The 19,256-nt window shown below is 59.4% G+C and carries 14 protein-coding genes; 4 read left to right on the top strand and 10 right to left on the bottom strand.

Annotated features, from left to right (window positions below; translation table 11 throughout):
- Positions 1 to 3 precede the first annotated feature (3 nt).
- The 4 genes from fdhF to MWL89_RS02085 all read right to left on the bottom strand — a co-directional run bounded on the left by fdhF (position 4) and on the right by MWL89_RS02085 (position 5,770).
- Positions 4 to 2,190, bottom strand: a complete 2,187-nt coding sequence (gene fdhF / locus MWL89_RS02100) for a formate dehydrogenase subunit alpha (RefSeq protein WP_244411575.1) — start codon at positions 2,188 to 2,190, stop codon at positions 4 to 6.
- Positions 2,191 to 2,204: 14 nt separating this feature from the next.
- On the bottom strand, positions 2,205 to 2,690 hold the full coding sequence (locus MWL89_RS02095) for a 4Fe-4S dicluster domain-containing protein (protein ID WP_180995154.1): 486 nt from the start codon (positions 2,688 to 2,690) through the stop codon (positions 2,205 to 2,207).
- A 485-nt stretch (positions 2,691 to 3,175) separates the two neighbouring features.
- Positions 3,176 to 3,742, bottom strand: coding sequence for a DUF4256 domain-containing protein (locus MWL89_RS02090; protein ID WP_102379246.1), 567 nt, complete (start codon positions 3,740 to 3,742; stop codon positions 3,176 to 3,178).
- Positions 3,743 to 4,099: 357 nt separating this feature from the next.
- Entirely contained in the window at positions 4,100 to 5,770 is a 1,671-nt protein-coding gene (locus MWL89_RS02085) for an amidohydrolase (protein WP_244411574.1), read from the bottom strand.
- Between the two features lie 427 nt (positions 5,771 to 6,197).
- Here MWL89_RS02085 and MWL89_RS02080 point away from each other — a divergent pair, with 427 nt between their 5' ends.
- Entirely contained in the window at positions 6,198 to 7,421 is a 1,224-nt protein-coding gene (locus tag MWL89_RS02080; protein WP_244411573.1) for a hypothetical protein, read from the top strand.
- A gap of 72 nt (positions 7,422 to 7,493) precedes the next feature.
- On the opposite strand, the gene MWL89_RS02075 is transcribed toward MWL89_RS02080, so the two are convergent.
- From MWL89_RS02075 to pdxS, 3 genes are all read right to left on the bottom strand, one after another.
- On the bottom strand, positions 7,494 to 7,856 hold the full coding sequence (locus MWL89_RS02075; RefSeq protein ID WP_102379249.1) for a response regulator transcription factor: 363 nt from the start codon (positions 7,854 to 7,856) through the stop codon (positions 7,494 to 7,496).
- A 340-nt stretch (positions 7,857 to 8,196) separates the two neighbouring features.
- Positions 8,197 to 8,862 (bottom strand): pyridoxal 5'-phosphate synthase glutaminase subunit PdxT, encoded by a 666-nt coding sequence (gene pdxT / locus MWL89_RS02070; protein ID WP_244411572.1) that lies wholly within the window; start codon positions 8,860 to 8,862, stop codon positions 8,197 to 8,199.
- Positions 8,863 to 8,869: 7 nt separating this feature from the next.
- Positions 8,870 to 9,793 carry a pyridoxal 5'-phosphate synthase lyase subunit PdxS gene (pdxS, locus tag MWL89_RS02065; protein WP_279611952.1) on the bottom strand — a complete coding sequence of 308 codons (924 nt, stop codon included), beginning with the start codon at positions 9,791 to 9,793 and terminating at the stop codon, positions 8,870 to 8,872.
- A gap of 150 nt (positions 9,794 to 9,943) precedes the next feature.
- On the opposite strand from pdxS, the gene pdxR reads away from it, so the two are divergent.
- The gene (gene pdxR / locus MWL89_RS02060) at positions 9,944 to 11,467 is read left to right on the top strand and encodes a MocR-like pyridoxine biosynthesis transcription factor PdxR (RefSeq protein ID WP_244411571.1); all 1,524 of its coding nucleotides are present in this window, start codon (positions 9,944 to 9,946) and stop codon (positions 11,465 to 11,467) included.
- A gap of 107 nt (positions 11,468 to 11,574) precedes the next feature.
- Here pdxR and MWL89_RS02055 read toward each other — a convergent pair whose 3' ends face one another.
- Complete coding sequence (locus MWL89_RS02055; protein WP_244411570.1) at positions 11,575 to 12,741, bottom strand: 3-phosphoglycerate dehydrogenase family protein; 1,167 nt, start codon at positions 12,739 to 12,741, stop codon at positions 11,575 to 11,577.
- A 280-nt stretch (positions 12,742 to 13,021) separates the two neighbouring features.
- Positions 13,022 to 14,083: an NADH:flavin oxidoreductase gene (locus tag MWL89_RS02050; protein ID WP_102379253.1), complete on the bottom strand. Its 1,062-nt coding sequence runs from the start codon at positions 14,081 to 14,083 to the stop codon at positions 13,022 to 13,024.
- Positions 14,084 to 14,509: 426 nt separating this feature from the next.
- On the opposite strand from MWL89_RS02050, the gene MWL89_RS02045 reads away from it, so the two are divergent.
- Positions 14,510 to 15,676, top strand: a complete 1,167-nt coding sequence (locus MWL89_RS02045; RefSeq protein WP_244411569.1) for an ankyrin repeat domain-containing protein — start codon at positions 14,510 to 14,512, stop codon at positions 15,674 to 15,676.
- Between the two features lie 135 nt (positions 15,677 to 15,811).
- On the opposite strand, the gene MWL89_RS02040 is transcribed toward MWL89_RS02045, so the two are convergent.
- Positions 15,812 to 17,494 (bottom strand): FAD-dependent oxidoreductase, encoded by a 1,683-nt coding sequence (locus tag MWL89_RS02040; protein ID WP_244411568.1) that lies wholly within the window; start codon positions 17,492 to 17,494, stop codon positions 15,812 to 15,814.
- 162 nt (positions 17,495 to 17,656) lie between these two features.
- Between MWL89_RS02040 and MWL89_RS02035 the strand changes: the two genes are divergently transcribed.
- On the top strand, positions 17,657 to 19,192 hold the full coding sequence (locus MWL89_RS02035) for a helix-turn-helix transcriptional regulator (RefSeq protein ID WP_244411567.1): 1,536 nt from the start codon (positions 17,657 to 17,659) through the stop codon (positions 19,190 to 19,192).
- The last annotated feature ends 64 nt before the right edge of the window (positions 19,193 to 19,256 follow it).

Raw genomic sequence — 19,256 nt, 5'->3', positions numbered from 1 at the left:
CGGCTACTGGATCTCGGCGTACGAGGGCAAGGGCTCATCCTGATGAGCGGCCTCGGCAGCAAGGCGCGCCTTCAGCTCGTTGTACAGCATCTCCATATGCTGTTCCGCCCAAACCTGATCTCCGATCGAAGCGACGTCGCACGAGCTGAACTTGTCTTCCGGCGTGCCCGAAAGAGGATCCGTTACATGCATGGTGAGATCGTTGCATTTTCCGATCCACCACTGATACGTCATATATACGGCACCCGCGTTGATCCGCTCGTCGATCGAAGCCCGAGTGATCACCTTTCCGCGCCGCGAATATACCCAGACGAGCTCTTCGTCGCGAATGCCCCTGCTCTCAGCGTCAATCGGGTTGATGTGCACGTAGCCGGGCTCGTCGGCAAGCTGAGCGAGCGCCCTGCAGTTGCCGGTCATCGATCGGCACGAGTAATGCCCCACTTCGCGGACGGTGCAGAGAACGAGCGGATATCCGTCGTCGGGCTCTTCCGTGGGAGCAACCCAGCGATGGGAGAGCAAAAGGGCGCGTCCGTCGGACGTATTGAAGGTGCCTCCGAGATACAAATCGGGAGTACCCTCGCCATCAACGTCGGGAATCGGCCATTGCGCATACCCGAGGCCTTCCATCTTCTCGTAGGTGGCTCCGTAGAATTGGGGGCATACCTCTCGGATTTCATCCCATATTTCTTTGGTATTGCGATAGCGCATCGGATACCCCATGCGGCACGACAGTTCTTGGAATATCTCCCAATCATGCTTGCATTCGCCCTTCGGCGGCACAGCCGCCGTGAAACGTTGGAAGGTGCGGTCCGACGCGGTGAACACGCCCTCATGCTCGCCCCACGAAGTTGCAGGAAAAACAACATCGGCGAGTGCGGTCGTCTGCGTCATGAAGATGTCTTGGCTGATGAAGAACTCGAGATCTTTGAGGGTCTTTTCCATATCGGCGGAGTCCGGCTCGGTTTGCAGCGGATCTTCCCCAAAGTTGTAAAAGGCCTTGATGGTGCCGTCTTTTACGCCGTGGGGAAGATCGGTGAGCTTGTATCCTTCTTTGTTGGAAAGCTGCTCGACCGAAACGTTCCACGCCTTAGCGAACTTGGCACGAACCTTGGAATCCCCAACCTTCTGATAGCCCGGATACAGATTCGGAAGCATGCCCATGTCGCAGCTTCCCTGCACGTTGTTCTGGCCGCGTACGGGAGCAACGCCGCAATGGGGCTTTCCTATCTTGCCCGTCACGCAGGCGAGGGAGGCGATGGCGTGGACCGTCTGCACGCCTTGGCGCTGCTGCGTAACCCCCATGCCCCAGCCGATGATCGATGTTTCCGCCTGAGCATACGTCCGCGCGGCTTCTCGAATCAAATCGGCGCTTACGCCGACGGTATCCTCGACGGCCTCGGGCGGATACTGCATGACCACATCAAGCCACGACTCGTAGCCTTTCGTGTGGGCATCGACAAACGCCTTGTCAACCAGCCCCTCCTCCACGATCGTATACGCCATGGCATTCAGAAGCGCCAGGTTCGAACCGTTTTTCATCTGGATATGGATATCGGCGATGCGTGCCGTTTCGATGACGCGGGGGTCGCACACGATAATGCGAGCGCCCTTTTCCCGCGCTTTCACGATTCTTCGGGCAACGATCGGATGGCTGGCCGCCGGATTATAGCCGAATAGCATGATGCACGCCGCCTCCTCGAGGCCGGGAATGCTCACGCTCATGGCACCGCTTCCGATCGTGTCCATGAGCCCGATGACCGAAGGCGCATGGCAGGTTCTCGCACAGTTGTCGATGTTGTTGGTACCCACGCACGCCCGCGTAAACTTCTGCATCACATAATTCGCCTCGTTACCCGGACCGCGCGACGATCCGGTGAGCATGATCGAATCGGGTCCGTACTTCTCCTTAATCTCAAGGAGCTTCTGAGCCGTAAAGTCGAGAGCCTCATCCCAGGTCACCCGCTTGAGATCCGCTCCCTTGGTTCTTCTGATCATGGGATAGAGTATCCGCGGAGTCAGTATCTTCGTATCGTTCACGAAATCGAATCCGCTGAGGCCTTTGAGGCACAGGTTCCCCTCGTTCGTGACTCCGTCCAAAGGCTCGGCGTCCACGATCACGCCGTTCTCGACAATCAGGTTCATCTTGCATCCGGCACCACAGTACGGGCATACGGTCATGTGCTTTTCCATAAGGCAACCCCTCACTAAAACGTTGCGTTCGAAAACGATTCCATGAACGACTCGGCGGTCTTTGCAGCTTTGCTGTGCTTCAAGGCGGCTTCCGACGAGAGAAACGCACCATCGGCAAGATACAGGCCTTCGGTAGGACACGCCTCGACGCAGGCAGGCCCCCCGTTTCGTCCGACACAGAGATCGCATTTGACGACAACGGGTTCTTGCCCGGCGCCGAAAGAAATGCCGCCGAACAATTCGACCTTCGGCTTCGATCCGATTGCAATGGCTCCGAACGGACAGGCGAGAACGCAGTTTTGGCAACCGATGCATTTTTCCTCGCGGATTCCCACGCGAGAGCCATCGGAATACAAACATCCTGTCGGGCAGGATTTCACACACGGAGCATCTATGCAGTGATGGCAGCTGATGGGTGCCGACACCTTTCTCGTGGTTACGAGCTGCAGACGCGGGCCGGTCACCTCGCTTCCCGTATGCGATCGGATGCATGCGACCATGCATGTCTTACACCCTATGCATCTGTTCGGGTCTGCGAAGACGAAACTTCTGGAACTCATAAGCGTATCCTTCCCTTTATGTCGGGTGCCACACCCAGCGGGAAACCAACAATTACATTAACAACTACACAAATTATTCACGATCACCCAAGTTGGTTTTCACATCTAATCAGCCGCCAACCCCCTTTGTCAAGGAAAGGAGAGAACGCGGCAAGATGCCGTGAAACAGTAGTGTTTTTGCTGGTTATCGAATACTTATCAGGCCGTTTGCATTGCTGGCATCAAGTTCGCCTTCTGCTGGCACAATCGCCTCATGCAAATATCTGCGTTTTTGAGCGTATCACGCATGTTATACAAATATGTTCTTTTTACATGGAAAACGGCAGGGTAAGGCTACACGGCAGACACTTCGCCGGAAAAGTTTTAGGCATTATAGAAAAAAGAAGCGCCGATGGGGGCCATCGGCGCTTAAACATCGCTGAGAGTTAAACGTACAGCACCCCGCGGAAACCGCGCGCACCGTAGTACGAATCGGCACCGTTGTGATAAACGAACACCGTGTCGTACCGACGGTCGCAGAACAGCGCACCGCCGAGATCCCTGATGCTCTCCGGGGTCTCGATCCAACTCGATGTTTTCCTATCGAATTCACCGAGCGCTTGCAGCCTTCGATACCGGTCTTCATCGAGCAGCTCGATCCCCATAGCCCGCGCCTCGTCAACCGCATTCCCGCTCGGCTTGTTCTTCTTTCGCCCCTCGAGGGCCGCGCGGTCGTAGCATAGGTTCCTTCGCCCAAGGGGGCTCTCCGGCGAGCAATCGACGAAGACGGCTTTGCCCGTAACCACGTCCATGCCGATCACGTCGGGTTCGCCTTCGGTCCGCTCCATAAGGTACAGCGAGCGGAGAGCATCTTCGTTCCCGTCGATCCGCGCGTGCACCTCGGGCCACGCAATCGTCGCATGGCGTTCGGGGTGCGAAGCGAATCGCGCCTCGAGTAGTTCGATAAGATCGTTTTTCTGTTGTTCGCTCAATGCCGCAGCAGCCCGTTTCATGCTTGCTCCTCTACGTTGTCGCGCCGTAAGGACGCTCTATTTCCATCGCAGTATAGAATCATGCATGTAAAAGCTAGCGTTAACGTCCCATTTGACATTCGTTCGTAAGGCGCCCGATGCCTTTACGAAGGAATTCCCCGCAGCGAGAGCGTCGCATCGGCCACCCGAACGCATCGCATGCACCCGATCGCCACGGTCGAGCTCGGGGCGGAACGAGACCGGCTAGCAGATACGTCAGGAGCCGCTCGATATCGCTCGGGTTTGCCTCGCATTAACAAAAAAAGCGCCGACCGCATACGCAGTCGGCGCTACAGCAATCGACGCACCCTCACCCGTCGAGCGCTCCTCATTGTTTGCTTAGCCCTCGTACACGACCTTGCCACCGAGAATGGTCTTTGCCACCTTCGTATCGCGGTACGCTTCGACGTCGCCGGTCACGAAATCGCTGTCGAACAGGCACAGATCGGCGAAGTTGCCCACCTCGACCGAACCCATTTTGTCATCGTCGTGGCTGAAGAACGCTGAGTTCTTCGTCCACATGATCAGGGCCTCGATGGGCGTGACCTTCGACTCATCGCCCTTGGAGAGCGTCTTGCCCGTCGTCTCGTCGAGCCGCGTGATGGCGTAGTACATGCCGAGCATCGGATTGGGAGACACCACCGGGCTATCGGAGCTTCCGCCTGCCAGGATCCCGTTCTTGAACATGAGACCCGGCGACTGGAAGCGCTCGACCTGCTCGGGCCAGAACAGCGGCTCCTCGCCCATCTGGGAGACGAGCGTCGGCTGCAAGCATACGCCTACGCCGAGCTCCTTCATGATGGGCCACTGGTCCTCGTAGGGGAGTTGGTAGTGGATGAGGTAGTGGCGCAGTTCCTTGACGGGCCTGATCTTGTTGGCTTCCTGGAAGGCGTGCAGCGCGCGGTCCTCGCTCGCATCGCCGATCGTATGAATGCCGAACTGCCAACCGAGCTCGGTCGCCTTGCAGACGAGGGCGTCGATTTCCTCTTGCGTGTAGATGGTGTCGCCGTAATATCCCGGACGCTGCCGGTACTCGCGGCGGCTCATGGCGGCGGTGAACGCAGCGGTGATGCCATCGAGCGTCACCTTGCAGCCGTTCAGCTTGAGCATCTCGTCGCCGAAGCCGGTGACGCAATCCATCTCTTCGAGGCGGCGCAGGTTGTCCTCGAAGGAGCCGAACTGCGGATCGAGGTAGAACATGAGGTTGGCGCGATAGGAAAGCTTGCCCTGCTTTCTCGCCTCGTTGTAGATATGCATCTGCTTATAGTTGAGGTTTGCGTCGATAGCGCTCGTAATGCCGAAGGAATTGAGACGACGCCCGATAAGCTCGAGGCTCTCGAGATGCTGGGCATCGGTCAGAGGCGGCTTGGCCTTGAGCATGGGTTGGAGCGCGCCGTTCTCGTAGAGGAGACCGTCGAGCTCGCCGTCGTCGTAATGCCCGATCTCGGCACCTTCGGGCTGCGGCGTGTCCTTCGTGTAGCCGCACGCTTCGAGCGCAAGCGAATTCGCAGCAATGGTATGAACGGACATATGCAGGAGAATGACCGGGTTGTTCGGAGCGACTTCGTCGAGCTCGCGGCGCGTGATGACCTCCTGGCTGTCCTCCCAGATGAGCTCGTTCCAGCCGTCGCCTTCGATCCATTCGCCGTCGGGGGTGTTCGCAGCCTTCTCGGCCACGGCATCGAGGATGGCCTGGCGGCTCGTCACGCCGTTGAAATCGAGGTTGAGCATCTGCTCGCCGGTCCACTTGCAGTGCATGTGGCACTCGACGAAGCCCGGAGTGAGAATCTTTCCGGTCGCATCGATGACGTTCGTGTTGTCGCCGATGTACCGATCCATTTCAGCAGCTGTGCCAACGGCGATTATCCTGCCGTCTTTCGCCGCAACACCGCCGTCCTCGATAATGGGGAAATCGGTCTTACCCTGCTTAACCTCGTCGCACGTGATCGCGACGGTATAGATTTTCGGATGCGCGATAACCAGATCGGCTTCGGGATACCAAGTTTTCATGCCGTACCTCCTTGTAGGTGTGCCCGTTAATGCAGGCATGCAGACAGCGCCGAAGCACGCGCCAGCGTGCTCGCCCGCGCCTCGTACCCCTCGCTTCCTCGGCCCTTGCATCAGTATGATGCAACCCCCGCATCAAGCACAGTGTCCGAAAGTGTGATATTTCTCCTCCCCGTACCGGTGGCCGTATTGCGTTTGCCCCCTGATCGTAGAGCTAATACCTCGTTTTTTACCCAGGCGTCGTCGAATACGGCTCCCGGTAAATCGTTCTTTCGGCTCATTGCGCTCAGTAGCTGCGCCCTTATGATTAAAAGACCCCTTCCCTTGGCACAACAGCATATCCGCTGGGTCGATTACCGTGCGGTCAGACACGAGAATCCGTGCGTTGCGCATGGTTTCGACCCTCGTTGCATACAGGAAAGGAGCTGGCATGGATCAAGACTCCACCCACACTTCTCGCAAAGAGATACTGCCCGCTTTCGCAGGGACGCTTATCGGGGCAGTGGTTTTGTTCCTTGCGATGAACGCACTCCAGCCAATGTTGATGGAAAATCACTTCATCCATGATTTCGGCACCATGCTCGCCGGCTGCATGGAGGGCACGGTATTCTACAAGGTAATGTGGTATTTCGCAGACTTCACCGAAGCCACCTTCATCGCCTCGGTTCCCGCATCGATCTTCATGATCGTCGGCGGGTTCGTGGCCGCCTACCTCGAGCGGAAGAAGTCCCGCCTCGCCGGGACCGGTGTAGACGGCCACGGACACCTCTTCAGCGGCATGTTCTTCGCAACCGCAGCCGCTATCCTTTTGGGGATGCTGGTCTTCGGCGAACTCTACCCGGGATGGACGGGATGGGTTCCCACCTTCGCCGTAGTCCTTACCGTACAGGTTCTCGTGCTTTTCTTCGGCGTCAGCGCCGCGAAGATCGCAACCTCGGTGCTGCTCGGAACGTTCATCACGTTTCCGGTGGTCTACGTGCTCCAGATCTTTCTCGTCGGACCGCTTGGGCTCCCCCTGTTCGTCGCCGTCTCGATCGGCGTATTCATCGTCGTTCCGCTCTGCACGGCGCTGTTCAAGCTGTTCCCCTGGATGAAGATACAAGAGCCCGAAACGCCGCCGGCAGAAGAAATCGAAGAAGAGCAATCCAAATCCTCACCGACTTCGTTTTTCCTCAACCGCGTGTTCGGCGACGTTGGCGAGCTCGCCATCTGGGGTAGCTCCATCGCCACCGTCGCCATGTACGTCGGTGCGATCATCGGCTGGGTGCTCAACCCGCTCGAGCCCGCGTACGGCGCGGGGAACCTCCCGCTTCTCATCGCTTCCCAGATCGCCGTTGCTGCACTCGCGATTTTCATCTGGTATCCGAAATGGAAGAAAGAGGGATGGGCGTTCACCTTCCCCGGCATCGTGCTCGTATCCGCCATCGTCGGAAGCTATGCAGCAACCGGTACGGTAAGCGATATCGTGATCGCGGTGCTGACCATCGCCATCGGGGCCGTCATCTTCGCCCCCATGGTCGAAAAGGTGATGGCGCTCTTCCGCTACAAGGGGTCCTACCACGTCATCGCCCTGATCCAGCTCTGCATATTCTCCGTGTGCATTGTCTGGTCGTTTGTGATCATGTACGGATTGCTTCCGCTGTTCGCAGCTTGATGCGCAGTCGCGGCGGAAAGCTCGAGGGAGGCTTTCCGCCGCGACGCGAATGTCGCCTGAAAGCAGCCTCCGCTAGCAGCCGCAGTAGAATTTCGAAACAAGAGTTGCCCTGTTGGCCGCTTTTGCCTTATCGAATATTTTCTGCATATGGGACTTGACGGTTGACAAGCTGATGCACAGCGTTGCGGCGATTTCAGCATTGGTGTAGCCCTTGAGCACCAGCTGGAAAATCTCCTTCTCTCTTCCCGTAAACGAGTCGAGAGGAAAGCTATCGTTGCCCGCACGAAGCCGCTCAGTCGGCTCCACGCGGATAATGCAGGCTTCGGCATTGGCAGGATCGTCAGCTATGCAAATGCGATATTCCGATCCCGTCGTTGTCGTAAAGGTTACGAGCTTGCTCTTTCCCTTCGCATCAGCGTGATGGGGTTCATGCATAGGCACTTCCTTCCCTTCTTGCAAGCACGGGTGCAGCCAAGCGCGGCTCTGGGAACCCGCATTGGCAGGCGCCCGACGCCTGACCGTTTTTTATCGCTCCGTTATACTTCATGCATGAATCATGCCAACTAGAGCGTTAAAAAACCGCAGGTCACGTTGACTTGCCGTCGACAAGGTCGTCTCGTTTTTCAAATTATGAGATCAACCGCTGTTTCGTCCTGCGACGAAAACGAGAAGATCGGTTTGCCCCAACCGTTTCCGGAACCATGCTGTTCACCCTCGAGCCGATGCGCACGCAGGACCTCGCAGGAAGCCCGGCGGCAAGAATGCGCTCTTTCGCTTATCCGATAGGCCGGACGGCTTCCGCGCTCTTCCAGAAAGCCCGAGCGCTTTCGGCGCCGCCCATGGCGAGAAACGCCTCGAGCACCCGATCGTCATCGTCCAGCTCGGGATGGAACGCAACCCCGAGCTGGTTTCCGTATCGTACGGCTACGATGCTGCCGTCGATTCGCGCGAGCACATCGACGCCTTCGCCTGCTTCGACGACTAAGGGTGCACGGATAAACGTCATGGGCACATGCTCCAAACCCGCGAAAGCGGCACTCGCATGAAAGCTGCCGAGCTGACGGCCGTAGGCGTTGCGACGTACCGCTACGGGCAGCGTGCCGAAGCCGCCAGCGCCGCCATTCCCGACCCTCGCGGCAAGCAGGATGAGCCCTGCGCACGTTCCCAAAACCGGCATGCCCGCCGCGATGCGCTCAAGGAGCGGTTCGAACATGCCCAGCTCGTGCAACAGCTTGATCTGCACGGTGCTCTCGCCGCCGGGCAGCACCAAGCGATCGAACGGCTTTGCCGCATCGCTTGCCTGGCGCAGCTCGATGCATCGGCACCCAAGCCGCTCGAAGCGGCGCTCGTGTTCGACGAAAGCCCCTTGAACGGCCAGCACGCCAACCGTTTGCCCTTGGCCGCACGACGCCGCGCCGTCCGTCCGTACCGTTTGATTCACGACGAGCCTACCTCCCGCGCTCTGCCATGAGGATATCGATCTCTTGCTCGTTGATGCCCACCATAGCCTCGCCGAGGTCTTCCGAAAGCGCAGCTATCATGCCCGCATCCTCGAAGTTGGCAACGGCTTTCACGATGGCCTGAGCGCGTTTTGCCGGGTCACCCGATTTGAAGATGCCCGAACCCACGAATACGCCCTCGGCACCGAGCTGCATCATAAGTGCGGCATCGGCGGGGGTTGCCACGCCGCCTGCAGCGAAGTTCACCACGGGCAGCCTTCCCTCATCATGCACGAACCGCACGAGATCGTAGGGCACCTGCAACTGCTTGGCCTCCTCGAACAGCTCGTCTTCGCGCAGCGAGACCACCTTGCCGATCTGCGCATTCATCATGCGCATATGGCGGACCGCCTGTACCACATCGCCCGTACCGGGCTCCCCTTTCGTCCTGATCATCGAGGCGCCTTCCGCGATACGCCTCAGCGCCTCGCCGAGATCGCGCGCACCGCACACGAACGGCACCGCAAACGCCGTCTTGTCGATATGATAGGTATCGTCGGCTGGCGAAAGCACTTCGCTCTCGTCGATGTAATCGATTTCGACGGCTTGCAGTACCTGCGCCTCGACAAAGTGCCCGATGCGGCATTTCGCCATAACGGGAATGCTCACCGCAGCCTGGATACCCTTGATCATGGCGGGATCGCTCATGCGCGACACCCCGCCCGCCGCACGAATATCGGCAGGAATGCGTTCGAGGGCCATAACCGCGCAAGCTCCCGCCTCCTCGGCGATGCGCGCCTGCTCGGGCGTGGTCACATCCATAATCACACCGCCCTTGAGCATCTGGGCAAGTGCGCGGTTGAGTACGCTGCGGTCCTCGGCAGGCTGCTCGTTTGGCACAACGGTTTTCAAAGCGGGATGGGAGTTTGGCATAGCGGTTTCCTTTCGTTGAAGAACCCATCGAATCCTACTGCCCATATGGATATAGTGGTATGATCAAAATATTAGTTTTGAATAAGACCAGAATAGAACCAGCGGCGCCTCAGAAGACGCCTTCGGTTCAGACATCCGCAAAGGACGCTCGTGCTTACCTACCAACTCGACCAACGGGGAACGGCCAGCCTGTACGAATACCTCTACACGTGCATCCGCGCCGATATCGAATCGGGTGCAATCGCCGCACACGAAAAGCTGCCTTCGAAACGAACGCTGGCAAAGCATCTCGGCGTCAGCCTCATCACCATCGAAGGCGCCTACGCCCAACTCGCTGCCGAAGGCTATCTGTACTCCATCGAACGCAAAGGCTATTTCGCATGCCCGCTCTCGATTGGCTCTACGCCTTCGCCGCCCCCCGTATGGGAAGCGCCGCGAAACGATTTGCGCGCGCCCCTGGCACGCGCCACGGCACAAGCAAACCCGCATAGGGCATCGGAGAACGCCGAAACGCCCGCGGATGCCGCTTCGGATGCAAACGCCGCCGAATGCCCTGTTGCCGATTTCTCCAGTGGATCGCATGCCGCGGGCCTCTTCCCGTACAACACGTGGGCGAAAACGGTGCGCGAAGCTCTCACCTGCGAATCGGAGCAGACGCTGCTCAACGAATCATCGGCCGCAGGATCGTATCGACTGCGAGAAACGCTCGCTTCCTACCTCAAGGGTTTTCGCGGCATGCAGGTGCAACCCGAGCAGATCATCGTGGGGGCAGGAGCGCAACTGCTCTACATCATGATCGTCCAACTTCTGGGAAGGTCTTGTCGCTTCGCCGTCGAGGATCCGGGCTACCCGCGTCTCACGAAGATATACCGCAGCAACGAAGCAGCGCTCTCGCATGTGCCCATGGATCAGAGCGGCATCGTCGTCGAAGCCCTTCGCGCGAGCGCCGCCGACGTCGTTCACATCATGCCCTCCCACCAGTTCCCCACCGGCATGGTCACGCCGATCAGCCGCCGCTACGAACTGCTCGGCTGGGCGAACGAACATGAAAACCGCTACGTTGTCGAAGACGACTACGACTGCGAGTTCCGCTTGGCAGGGCGTCCCATACCGCCGCTGCAAGCCATCGACGCAAGCGAGCGCGTGATCTACGTCAACACCTTCGCAAAAAGCCTCGGCCCCGCCTTCCGCATCGGCTATCTCGTGCTGCCGCCGCATCTGGCCGAACGGTTCGCCGCCGAACTCGGCTTCTATTCCTGCACGGTGAGCGCCATCGATCAGCTCGCCCTTGCTCGCTTCATCGAGAGCGGCGATTACGAGCGCCACATCAACCGGATGCGCAGCCACTACCGCACGGTGCAAAACGAACTTGCCTGCGCACTCAAAGCAAGCGCCGCAAGCGACCGCATCGCCATCGAAGCGCAGGATTCGGGACTACACTTCATCATGCACGTCGACACGCTTGCCGACGACGATGCGCTCGCTGCGGCGTTTCGCAAGCACGGCGTCGCCCTCGATCCTCTCTCGGGCTTTTTCCAGCGAGACTTCGCCGCGTGCGCACCCCTTGAGCGGGAGCGCTACGAGCACCGGTTCATCGTGAACTGCGACGGCATCGAACGGTCGGCGATCTTTCCCGCAGCCGAAGCGATAGCGCAGGCAATCGCTTCGGTATAAGCATCGCACGACACGCAGCGATCGATACGGGCATCGGCTAGGCAAGAGCAGAAAAAAGGACCCGGATCGCTTGACCCGAGCCCTTGCATTGCCCCATCGCTTTCGGGCTATTTGACCACGCGAACGCGACGAATGCCCTCGATGCCCCTGAGCTTGCCGATCGCCTCGTCGGGCGCGGCCTGGCTGAGATCGAGCAGCGTATAGGCGTGATCGCCCTTCGACTTGTTCGTAAGGTTGTCGATGTTTACGCCCCCCTCGCCGAATGCCGTGGTGATCTGGCTCACCATGTTGGGGATGTTGTCGTGGAAAACAGCTACGCGGCTTGCGCCTTCAGGGCACACCCCCATGTCGCACGCCGGATAGTTCACCGAGTTCTTGATGTTGCCGTTATCGATGTAGTCCACGAGCTCGCGCACCGCCATCATCGCGCAGTTGTCCTCGGCTTCAGCCGTCGAGGCACCGAGGTGCGGCAGAACGATTGCGCCTTCCATGCCCATAACCTCGGGGACCGCGAAATCGGTGATGTAGGCGTGGACCTTGCCCGATTCGAGCGCTTCGGCCATGGCGGCGTTATCGACAAGCGTATCGCGGGAGAAATTCAAGAACACCGCCCCGTCCTTCATGAGCGAGCACGCATGGGAATCGATCATCCCGATCGTGCTTTCCATCGCGGGAACGTGGATGGTGATGTAGTCGCACTCGCGGAAGATATCGTCGATGTTCGTCACGTGGTGCGCTGCACTCGACATGCGCCATGCAGCGCCAACCGACACGTAGGGATCGTAGCCGTATACATCCATGCCTAGATCGATGGCAGCGTTCGCAACCTCAGCGCCGATGGCTCCGAGCCCGATGACGCCGAGCTTCTTGCCGAGGATCTCGCGTCCCGCAAACGCTTTCTTCGCCTTTTCGGCTGCTTTGGCAATGTTTTCGTCATCGGCGTTCTCGCGGCACCACTCGATGCCGTCGACGATTCCGCGGCTGCCGAGCAGAAGCGCGCAAAGCACGATCTCCTTCACGGCATTCGCATTGGCACCAGGGGTGTTGAACACCACGATGCCCTCTTCGGCGCAACGATCGATCGGGATGTTGTTCACACCGGCACCGGCGCGCCCGATGGCGAGTAGGCTCTCGGGGAATTCCATGTCATGCATTGCCGCACTGCGGACCAGGATACCCGTTGCCTTGTCGAACTCGTCGGTAAGCTCATACGATTCGGGCAGCAGATCGGTACCGTACTTGGAAATGTTGTTCAGGCAATGGATGTAATGCATGGATTCTCCTTCGCGCACGAATGATTGATGTCGCGTGCTTTCCCGCTTGTCGGAGCTCGCGTCCCCGGCATCCCAATAATGAACGTATGATACCCCAAAACACCCGCCCGACCGCGCACGTCGTGCATAGCGGCCGTTTTGCTTGGCTAACCGCACTTCTCATCGACAAGATCAATGAGCTCCTGTTTGGCATGAACGGCCGAAGCGCGCTCGCAAACGCATAACGACGGGCCGATCGGCTCCAACGGTCACGGAAGCCCGAATGCTTTCGGGCATCCGTTTACTTCGCAGGCAGAATACAGCGGTGCCCGCGCGTCGCATCGCACTTGTTGCACGAGATGCAACGCGGGCCATACGCAGGATCGGCAGCCCACCGATTCACGAGATCGGGTTCGCATATGAGGGGGCGGCACATCCCGAACGCAGCGACAGCGTCCTCAGCCGCCATTCGCTCCATTACGGCAAAACTCCGATTGCCGCCCGTGAGAACGATCGGCACCGAAGCCTCCTCGGCCAACCGTTTCGCGTAAGCGGCGAAAAAGGGCTCGCCCGCGACCCCCCTCACCTTGCATGCGCGCCACGCACCGCTCACCTCGATCGCATCGATGCCGCTTGCAACAAGAATCTTCGCCACCGCAAGGCTGTCTTCCTCAGACAACCCCCCGTCCACGCCGTCGGAGCTGTTGAGCTTCACCATAAGCGGATAGCCTCGCCCCACCCCGTCGCGAATCGCAGCCATCGCCTCCACGATGATGCGGGCGCGGTTTTCGATCGAGCCGCCGTACTCATCGGTGCGATGGTTGAGCAGCGGACTCAAGAACTGGCTCAGCAGATATCCATGGGCCGCATGCAGCTCGACGCCGTCGAATCCAGCCTCCTTCGCACGGCGCGCTGCGGCGGCAAACGCCTCGATCAGCATCTCGATATCATGCTGCGACGCCTCAACGGGCACGATACCCGTCTTCGGGTTCGCGATGGCCGAAGGTCCCAGAATGCGTTCGCTCGGCGGATCGAGCCTGCTCGCAGAGCCTCCGTACACGATCTGCGAGACGATGCTGGCTCCTCGTTCGTGCACGGCATCGACAAGTGCTCGGTATTCGGGAACAAAGGAGTCGTCGTAGATTCCCATCATGTTCGGATTCGGGTGCTCATCGGCCGTGACGTACGCATACCCCGCGATGATGGTTCCCACGCCGCCTTCGGCCAGCTCTTCGTAGATCGCTGTCAGCTCTTGCGTCAGATGCCCGTCATCGGTGGCAAGCCCCTCGTACGTCGCCGCCCGCACGAAGCGGTTTTTCGCCCGCATAGCTCCCATGGTCAACTCTTCGAATAGACGGCTCATCGCACCCTGCCTCCGCTCAGTTCCCTTTCGCTTTCGCACGAAGTAATGATAGCGCACCCGGGAATGGGATAGGGCGCGCGGATCAGCTTTGACATAGGCCGAGGGGGCGCGACGTCGATCCGCCGACAAACCACCATTGATATGGTTTCGCTTAAGACCCCGAAGCGTCAAATGCTTGCTAGGCAATCCGCGCGAGGCATCGGTTCCGACGCGGAGCCAGAAAGGCGAACCGGGGCCTCGGCGCGCAGCTGCGGCAAGCAAATCGATTGGACACGAATCCTTGTCCACCGTCGCCCTTTCGGCGAGCGTGTTGCTGTTTTGCTCCCATTTCTCTGCCGCAGCACCGTCTTCCTTCCAAGAAATCCCAACACCCGCTATCATGAGAAGGGGAACGGCAATGCAACCGCACATCGAGAGGACTTGCCCATGGGATTGTTCGATGCTTTCAAGAAAAAGCGAACTGCAGCAAAAGAACCTGTTCAAACACAGAAAGCTGCATCCGCCAGCAAAAGCACCGCCGCCCAAACCGCCTCGCCTGAAAACAGATTGCGCACAACGCTTCCGAAGGATTTCGCCGATACCGTCGGGGCCGGCGATGTTGCCGCCATCAAGGCGGTATTCGATCGATGCCGGATCGATGCAACCAGCGGCTACGCCAAAGAGACGGCACTTGCCTTTGCCGGTATGCCCGAAGAAGCCGTTCGGTGGCTCGTCGCCCAAGGGGCGGATATCAACGCGAAGGATTTGTACGGAAACACGCCCCTGCACAAGGAAGCTGCATGCTGGCAGGGAAATACCGAGCTGCTCGTCCAACTCGGTGCCGATATCGAAGCGAAAAACAACGACGGCAATACGCCGCTGCATCGCGCCGCCTGCAAAGGCGTCGCCCAAACGGTCGAACGGCTGCTCGCACTCGGCGCCGATCCGCTTGCAAGGAACAACGAGGAGCGGACGCCGCTCGAACAGAGCCTTCGCGAATGCCGAAACGCCGATATCGTGAACGTTGCCGCAGTGGCGGACCTCCTCGTTGAAGCCGGAGACGGTACCGCACCGGCGGCAAAACGATCCGTCGAAAGCATCGGAAAATCCTTCGAGTTTTACCGCGATAGCTTCAACAAGGATTCGCTCGAGGAAACCGACGCGGCGCTCTCCCATCTCTACGAGCTGTTCGGGGTTGCTCCCGCCGCAAGGAGGCGCATCCACGATGGCGTATCCCCCATCGCCGTAGACGCTGAAACCTGGCAGAAGCAACACGCCGAGCTGTGGGACTATCTTGTCCCTGCCAAAGGCCACGCAGCCACCGCCCAGGGCGAAGCCATACGCATCACCGGCAAAGTCGCCTACGAGGTGCTCGATAACGGCGGCATCAACTGGGATGCCGATTTCAACAAGATGCTCTGCGCCCTCGCCCGTTTCTTTCGCTCCGGAAACCCGTTGAGCGAAACGGAAGCAGACGAGGCGGACGCGCTTGTAGACGCCCTCGAAGACGGCTTCGGTGAGAAGGAGCCCGACCGCCTCAGCGAGCTTGCGGTGCGATGGGTCCTCGCCAACCCCGATCCGATGCCTCTCGGCAAACAGGCCTACCGGAGATAGCATCCGACAGGTGCCGTCCGCAGCGCATGCACGCCTTACGCGACGGAAAGAAACGCGCATGGCCTCGCACCCGAAGAGGCGCGAGGCCATGCGAGAAACCGATGCCGCTTGTTTTACGCTTGTTTTACGCTTGTTTTACGCTTGTTTTGCCCGATCTGCTGCGAACTGTCCGGCACGACGTCCACCCGTGCAGGCGCGGCCGTGGCTCACGCCCGAAATGGTGATCGGATAATCGTCGAAGAAGAAGCTGCCCGAGCAGTTACCGGCAGCCCATAGACCTTCGATGGGCTTCTTCTCGGCATCGAGCACCTGCTGGTTCTCATCGATTTCCAGTCCGCCGAGTGTGATCAGCAGCGTCGTTCCCGAATGCACCGCGTAGAACGGCGGCTCGGTGATCGAGCTCAGGCACTGCGCACGTTTGCCGAAATCGGTATCGACGCCCGCTGCGCACAGCTCGTTGTAATGCTCGATGGTCGCCTTCGCCGTTTCCTGGTCGATGCCTTCCATCTTTGCAAGCAGCCCTTCGATCGTGTCGGCCGAAAGAATCTGGCCTTCTTCTATAAACTGCTGTATCTCTTCGGGATTGTGCAAAGGCGAACGGAAATCCTTGCATACCACCATGCCCATGGCGGGGCCGTCGGTTTCCCATTTCGCATCCCATACAACCCACTTCATATGGCGCGGCTGGGCGTTGTGTGCACGGCAGACATAGGCGTACGGCATGTCCTCGTTGCAGAATCGCTCGCCGAAATCGTTGAGGTACAGCCATGGCTGGCGCGTCAGCGGGATCGACGGCATGTGCTCAAGCCCCTCGACGCCCTCGTCGAAGTACATCGGGCAATGCGGCGCAGGGTCGATCGAGGCGCCCGCCCACGCTCCCATGCGAATGCCGTCGCCGGTGTTGTGCGCGGGAGTCGTGATGTTGTATATATCCTCTTCGTGGTTCGGAACGAACGCGTCCATCATTTCGGCATCGGCTCCGTAGCCGCCCGCAGCCAAAACCACGCTCTTCGCATCAACCTGATAGTGTTTCGAGCCGTCTTTGTACACGACGCCGGTCACCGGTCCGCTCTCGCCGCGAATAAGCTGCTCGGCCGTCACGTTGAAGCGGATCTCCACTCCGAGCTCCTCAGCATAGGCCGTAAACGCCTTCGCCCACCCGATCGCAAACGGAGGCTCGTAACCCGCTTCGGCTCCTTCGGCCATGAGATCGTCGGTCGGCACGATCTGGAATGCGTCGGTTGCGAAATGCTCGTACCATGCATCGGGAATAACCTGCATCTCCTCGGGCATCGGCGCAACGGTGATGCCGTGGTCGGTGAGCATGCCTGCGGCCCAATCGAGCGCCTCGGCCGAATGGTCGACCCACGCCTTGACCACGCGGTAATCTCCTCTGTGCCCGCCCCAGCGCAGAACCTCCTGCAACACGTCCTCTTTGCGCGCCGTCAGATCGATGCCGACCTCCTTCTGCAACGAACCGCCGATCGCGCCGTAATCGATGCCGCGAAAGTTTGCGATGCCGGTCTTTTCGAGGACAAGCACGCTCGCCCCCTTTTCGGCAGCCGAGCACGCAGCCGAAAGCCCGGCCATGCCCGCTCCAACGACCACAACGTCAACCGATTCGGCGCCTTCAACCGATCCGATTGCTTCGGGTTCGGTTTCCCAACTGTAGGTTTTCACGCCTACCTTCGCGTTAGCGACCGCCTCCGATTCCTGCGGAGCGCATCCCGTGAGCCCCGCCACTCCCATAGCGGCTACCGATGCCGCGCCAAGACCGAGAAAGCTCCTTCTGCTCAATCCCTTTTTCTGCCCTTCCATGGTTTCCTCCCATCGAACGTCTGCATCCATGCCGATAGTGTGTCGCTCCCGAACGCGCCGCACCATCGATGCGAAGTGAGTATTCGCAGGAAAACGCATCGGTAAAAAGCAACGATTGACCCGAATTGGGCGCTATGCGACCATGAATCGACGGAGGTGGCGATGATAGCCGTATGGTGGGACAATCTGAGAGAAAGCTGCGATATGCGCATGATGGCAGGCACATCGGCCGCCGTCTGCTGGCTGCTCCTGCTTGCCATCTCGCCGGTGTTCTCAACTGCGCCGACGCTGATCGCCCAAGGGCTGTCGTGGCGCATCGTTGCGGTCTTCTGCTCGGTCGTCTTGTTCGTGATTTCGCTCGTCCTTGGCGCAAAGGGCGAGAACCCGGAAGGAAAGGCGCTTTCTTCGGGAGTGGCCTTCACGGGCGCGACAGCGTTTCTCGGCGTTTTACTCCATCGCTTTACCGAGAGTGCCGCGATTGATTTTCTCGCTGCGGTCTTCGTTGCCTGCGGCGTGGCAGGGCTATGCCTGGGGTGGGCGCAGCCGTTTTCGACGATTCGCCTGAGAAAGCGCGTTGTGGCATCCGCCGCGGGAGCTATCTGCGGATGCATTCTCTACTTCGCCATCGTTGCTATACCCCAGCCGTTCGCGCTGTTCGTCGGAGCATGCCTGCCGATCGCCTCGACAGCTTGCTGGATGGTGCTGCGCGCGAGCGCCGCTCCCGACGATGCCGAATCCGAAACGGGCTTTCACCTTCAATCGGCGGATCGCATCGCACGCGATGGTTCTGGTGCGGATCCTGCGCAGGGCATCGAGATGCGCAGAGCCGTTCTCCATCCGTTCGGACGCGAACTCTCGGCCGCCATCGCCTTGTACGGGATGCTGTTCGTGCTCGCCGGGCATGTGCTACCCGAAACCGAGTCGATGTGGGTCCTCTCGGTTGTGCCGGGCGTTGTAAACGTTGCAGCATTTCTCATCATCGAAATCGCGCTTACGCTGTACATGGTCAAGCGCATCCATCGGGAAAACCCCGTCGTCGCCTACCGACCCGCCACCATACTCGTGGCCATCGCGTTTCTGCTGCTACCGTTTTCGAGTTCGGAACTGTCGCTCGCCTGCATGGCCATCGCGTTTGCGGGATTCGGAAGCTTCATGGTGTTCTTCTGGATCGTGATGGGCAACATCAGTCAGAAGTGGCGCCTCCCGTACCTGCGCGTGTACGCACAGGGGTTCCTCACGTTGCTGGCCGGTATCGCTGCCGGGGAACTCGTCGCCTGGCTTCTCGTCCTGATCCGCCAACCCGGCTTCGACTACGTAGCCACGCTGAGCATCGTTTCGCTGTTTCTGCTCGTCGCGATGGCGTGGCAGATGTCAGACGGATCGCGCTTCGCCAACGAGACGAAGGAGATGGGCGGCCAGTTCTTCGAGCCCGATGCGTCCATGCGAGACGAAGACGACAGCTCCGGCTCGCCCGACCTCGATCGCGTTGCCGAACGGTACCGTCTCTCCCCGCGCGAAGTCGAGGTGCTTGCACTTCTGCTCAAAGGGCGAAGCATTCCCTACATCTGCGACGAACTGTTCATTGCCAAAAGTACCGCGCAAACCCATGTGCGCCACATCTATTCGAAGATGGAAATCACCGGCGGACGCCAAGAGCTCATCGACCGGATCGAACAGGATGGATACTCTTTAGCCTGACAGACGGGCTTGAGCCTGGCGGAGGCATTGCGCCCATACGGGCAACCCGACCGCACAAATCCCG

The sequence above is a fragment of the Raoultibacter timonensis genome (assembly GCF_022845715.1).
GTDB classification, from domain to species: Bacteria; Actinomycetota; Coriobacteriia; order Coriobacteriales; family Eggerthellaceae; genus Raoultibacter; species Raoultibacter timonensis.
This window is presented reverse-complemented; position numbering and strand designations above follow the sequence as displayed.

What these genes read in the sequence shown, in the direction of transcription:
- fdhF (WP_244411575.1), bottom strand. Translation starts at nt 2,190, where the DNA reads ATGGAAAAGCACATGACCGTATGCCCGTACTGTGGTGCCGGATGCAAG.
- MWL89_RS02095 (WP_180995154.1), bottom strand. Translation starts at nt 2,690, where the DNA reads ATGGTCGCATGCATCCGATCGCATACGGGAAGCGAGGTGACCGGCCCG.
- MWL89_RS02090 (WP_102379246.1), bottom strand. Translation starts at nt 3,742, where the DNA reads ATGAAACGGGCTGCTGCGGCATTGAGCGAACAACAGAAAAACGATCTT.
- MWL89_RS02085 (WP_244411574.1), bottom strand. Translation starts at nt 5,770, where the DNA reads ATGAAAACTTGGTATCCCGAAGCCGATCTGGTTATCGCGCATCCGAAA.
- MWL89_RS02080 (WP_244411573.1), top strand. Translation starts at nt 6,198, where the DNA reads ATGGATCAAGACTCCACCCACACTTCTCGCAAAGAGATACTGCCCGCT.
- MWL89_RS02075 (WP_102379249.1), bottom strand. Translation starts at nt 7,856, where the DNA reads ATGCATGAACCCCATCACGCTGATGCGAAGGGAAAGAGCAAGCTCGTA.
- pdxS (WP_279611952.1), bottom strand. Translation starts at nt 9,793, where the DNA reads ATGCCAAACTCCCATCCCGCTTTGAAAACCGTTGTGCCAAACGAGCAG.
- MWL89_RS02055 (WP_244411570.1), bottom strand. Translation starts at nt 12,741, where the DNA reads ATGCATTACATCCATTGCCTGAACAACATTTCCAAGTACGGTACCGAT.
- MWL89_RS02050 (WP_102379253.1), bottom strand. Translation starts at nt 14,083, where the DNA reads ATGAGCCGTCTATTCGAAGAGTTGACCATGGGAGCTATGCGGGCGAAA.
- MWL89_RS02045 (WP_244411569.1), top strand. Translation starts at nt 14,510, where the DNA reads ATGGGATTGTTCGATGCTTTCAAGAAAAAGCGAACTGCAGCAAAAGAA.
- MWL89_RS02040 (WP_244411568.1), bottom strand. Translation starts at nt 17,494, where the DNA reads ATGGAAGGGCAGAAAAAGGGATTGAGCAGAAGGAGCTTTCTCGGTCTT.
- MWL89_RS02035 (WP_244411567.1), top strand. Translation starts at nt 17,657, where the DNA reads ATGATAGCCGTATGGTGGGACAATCTGAGAGAAAGCTGCGATATGCGC.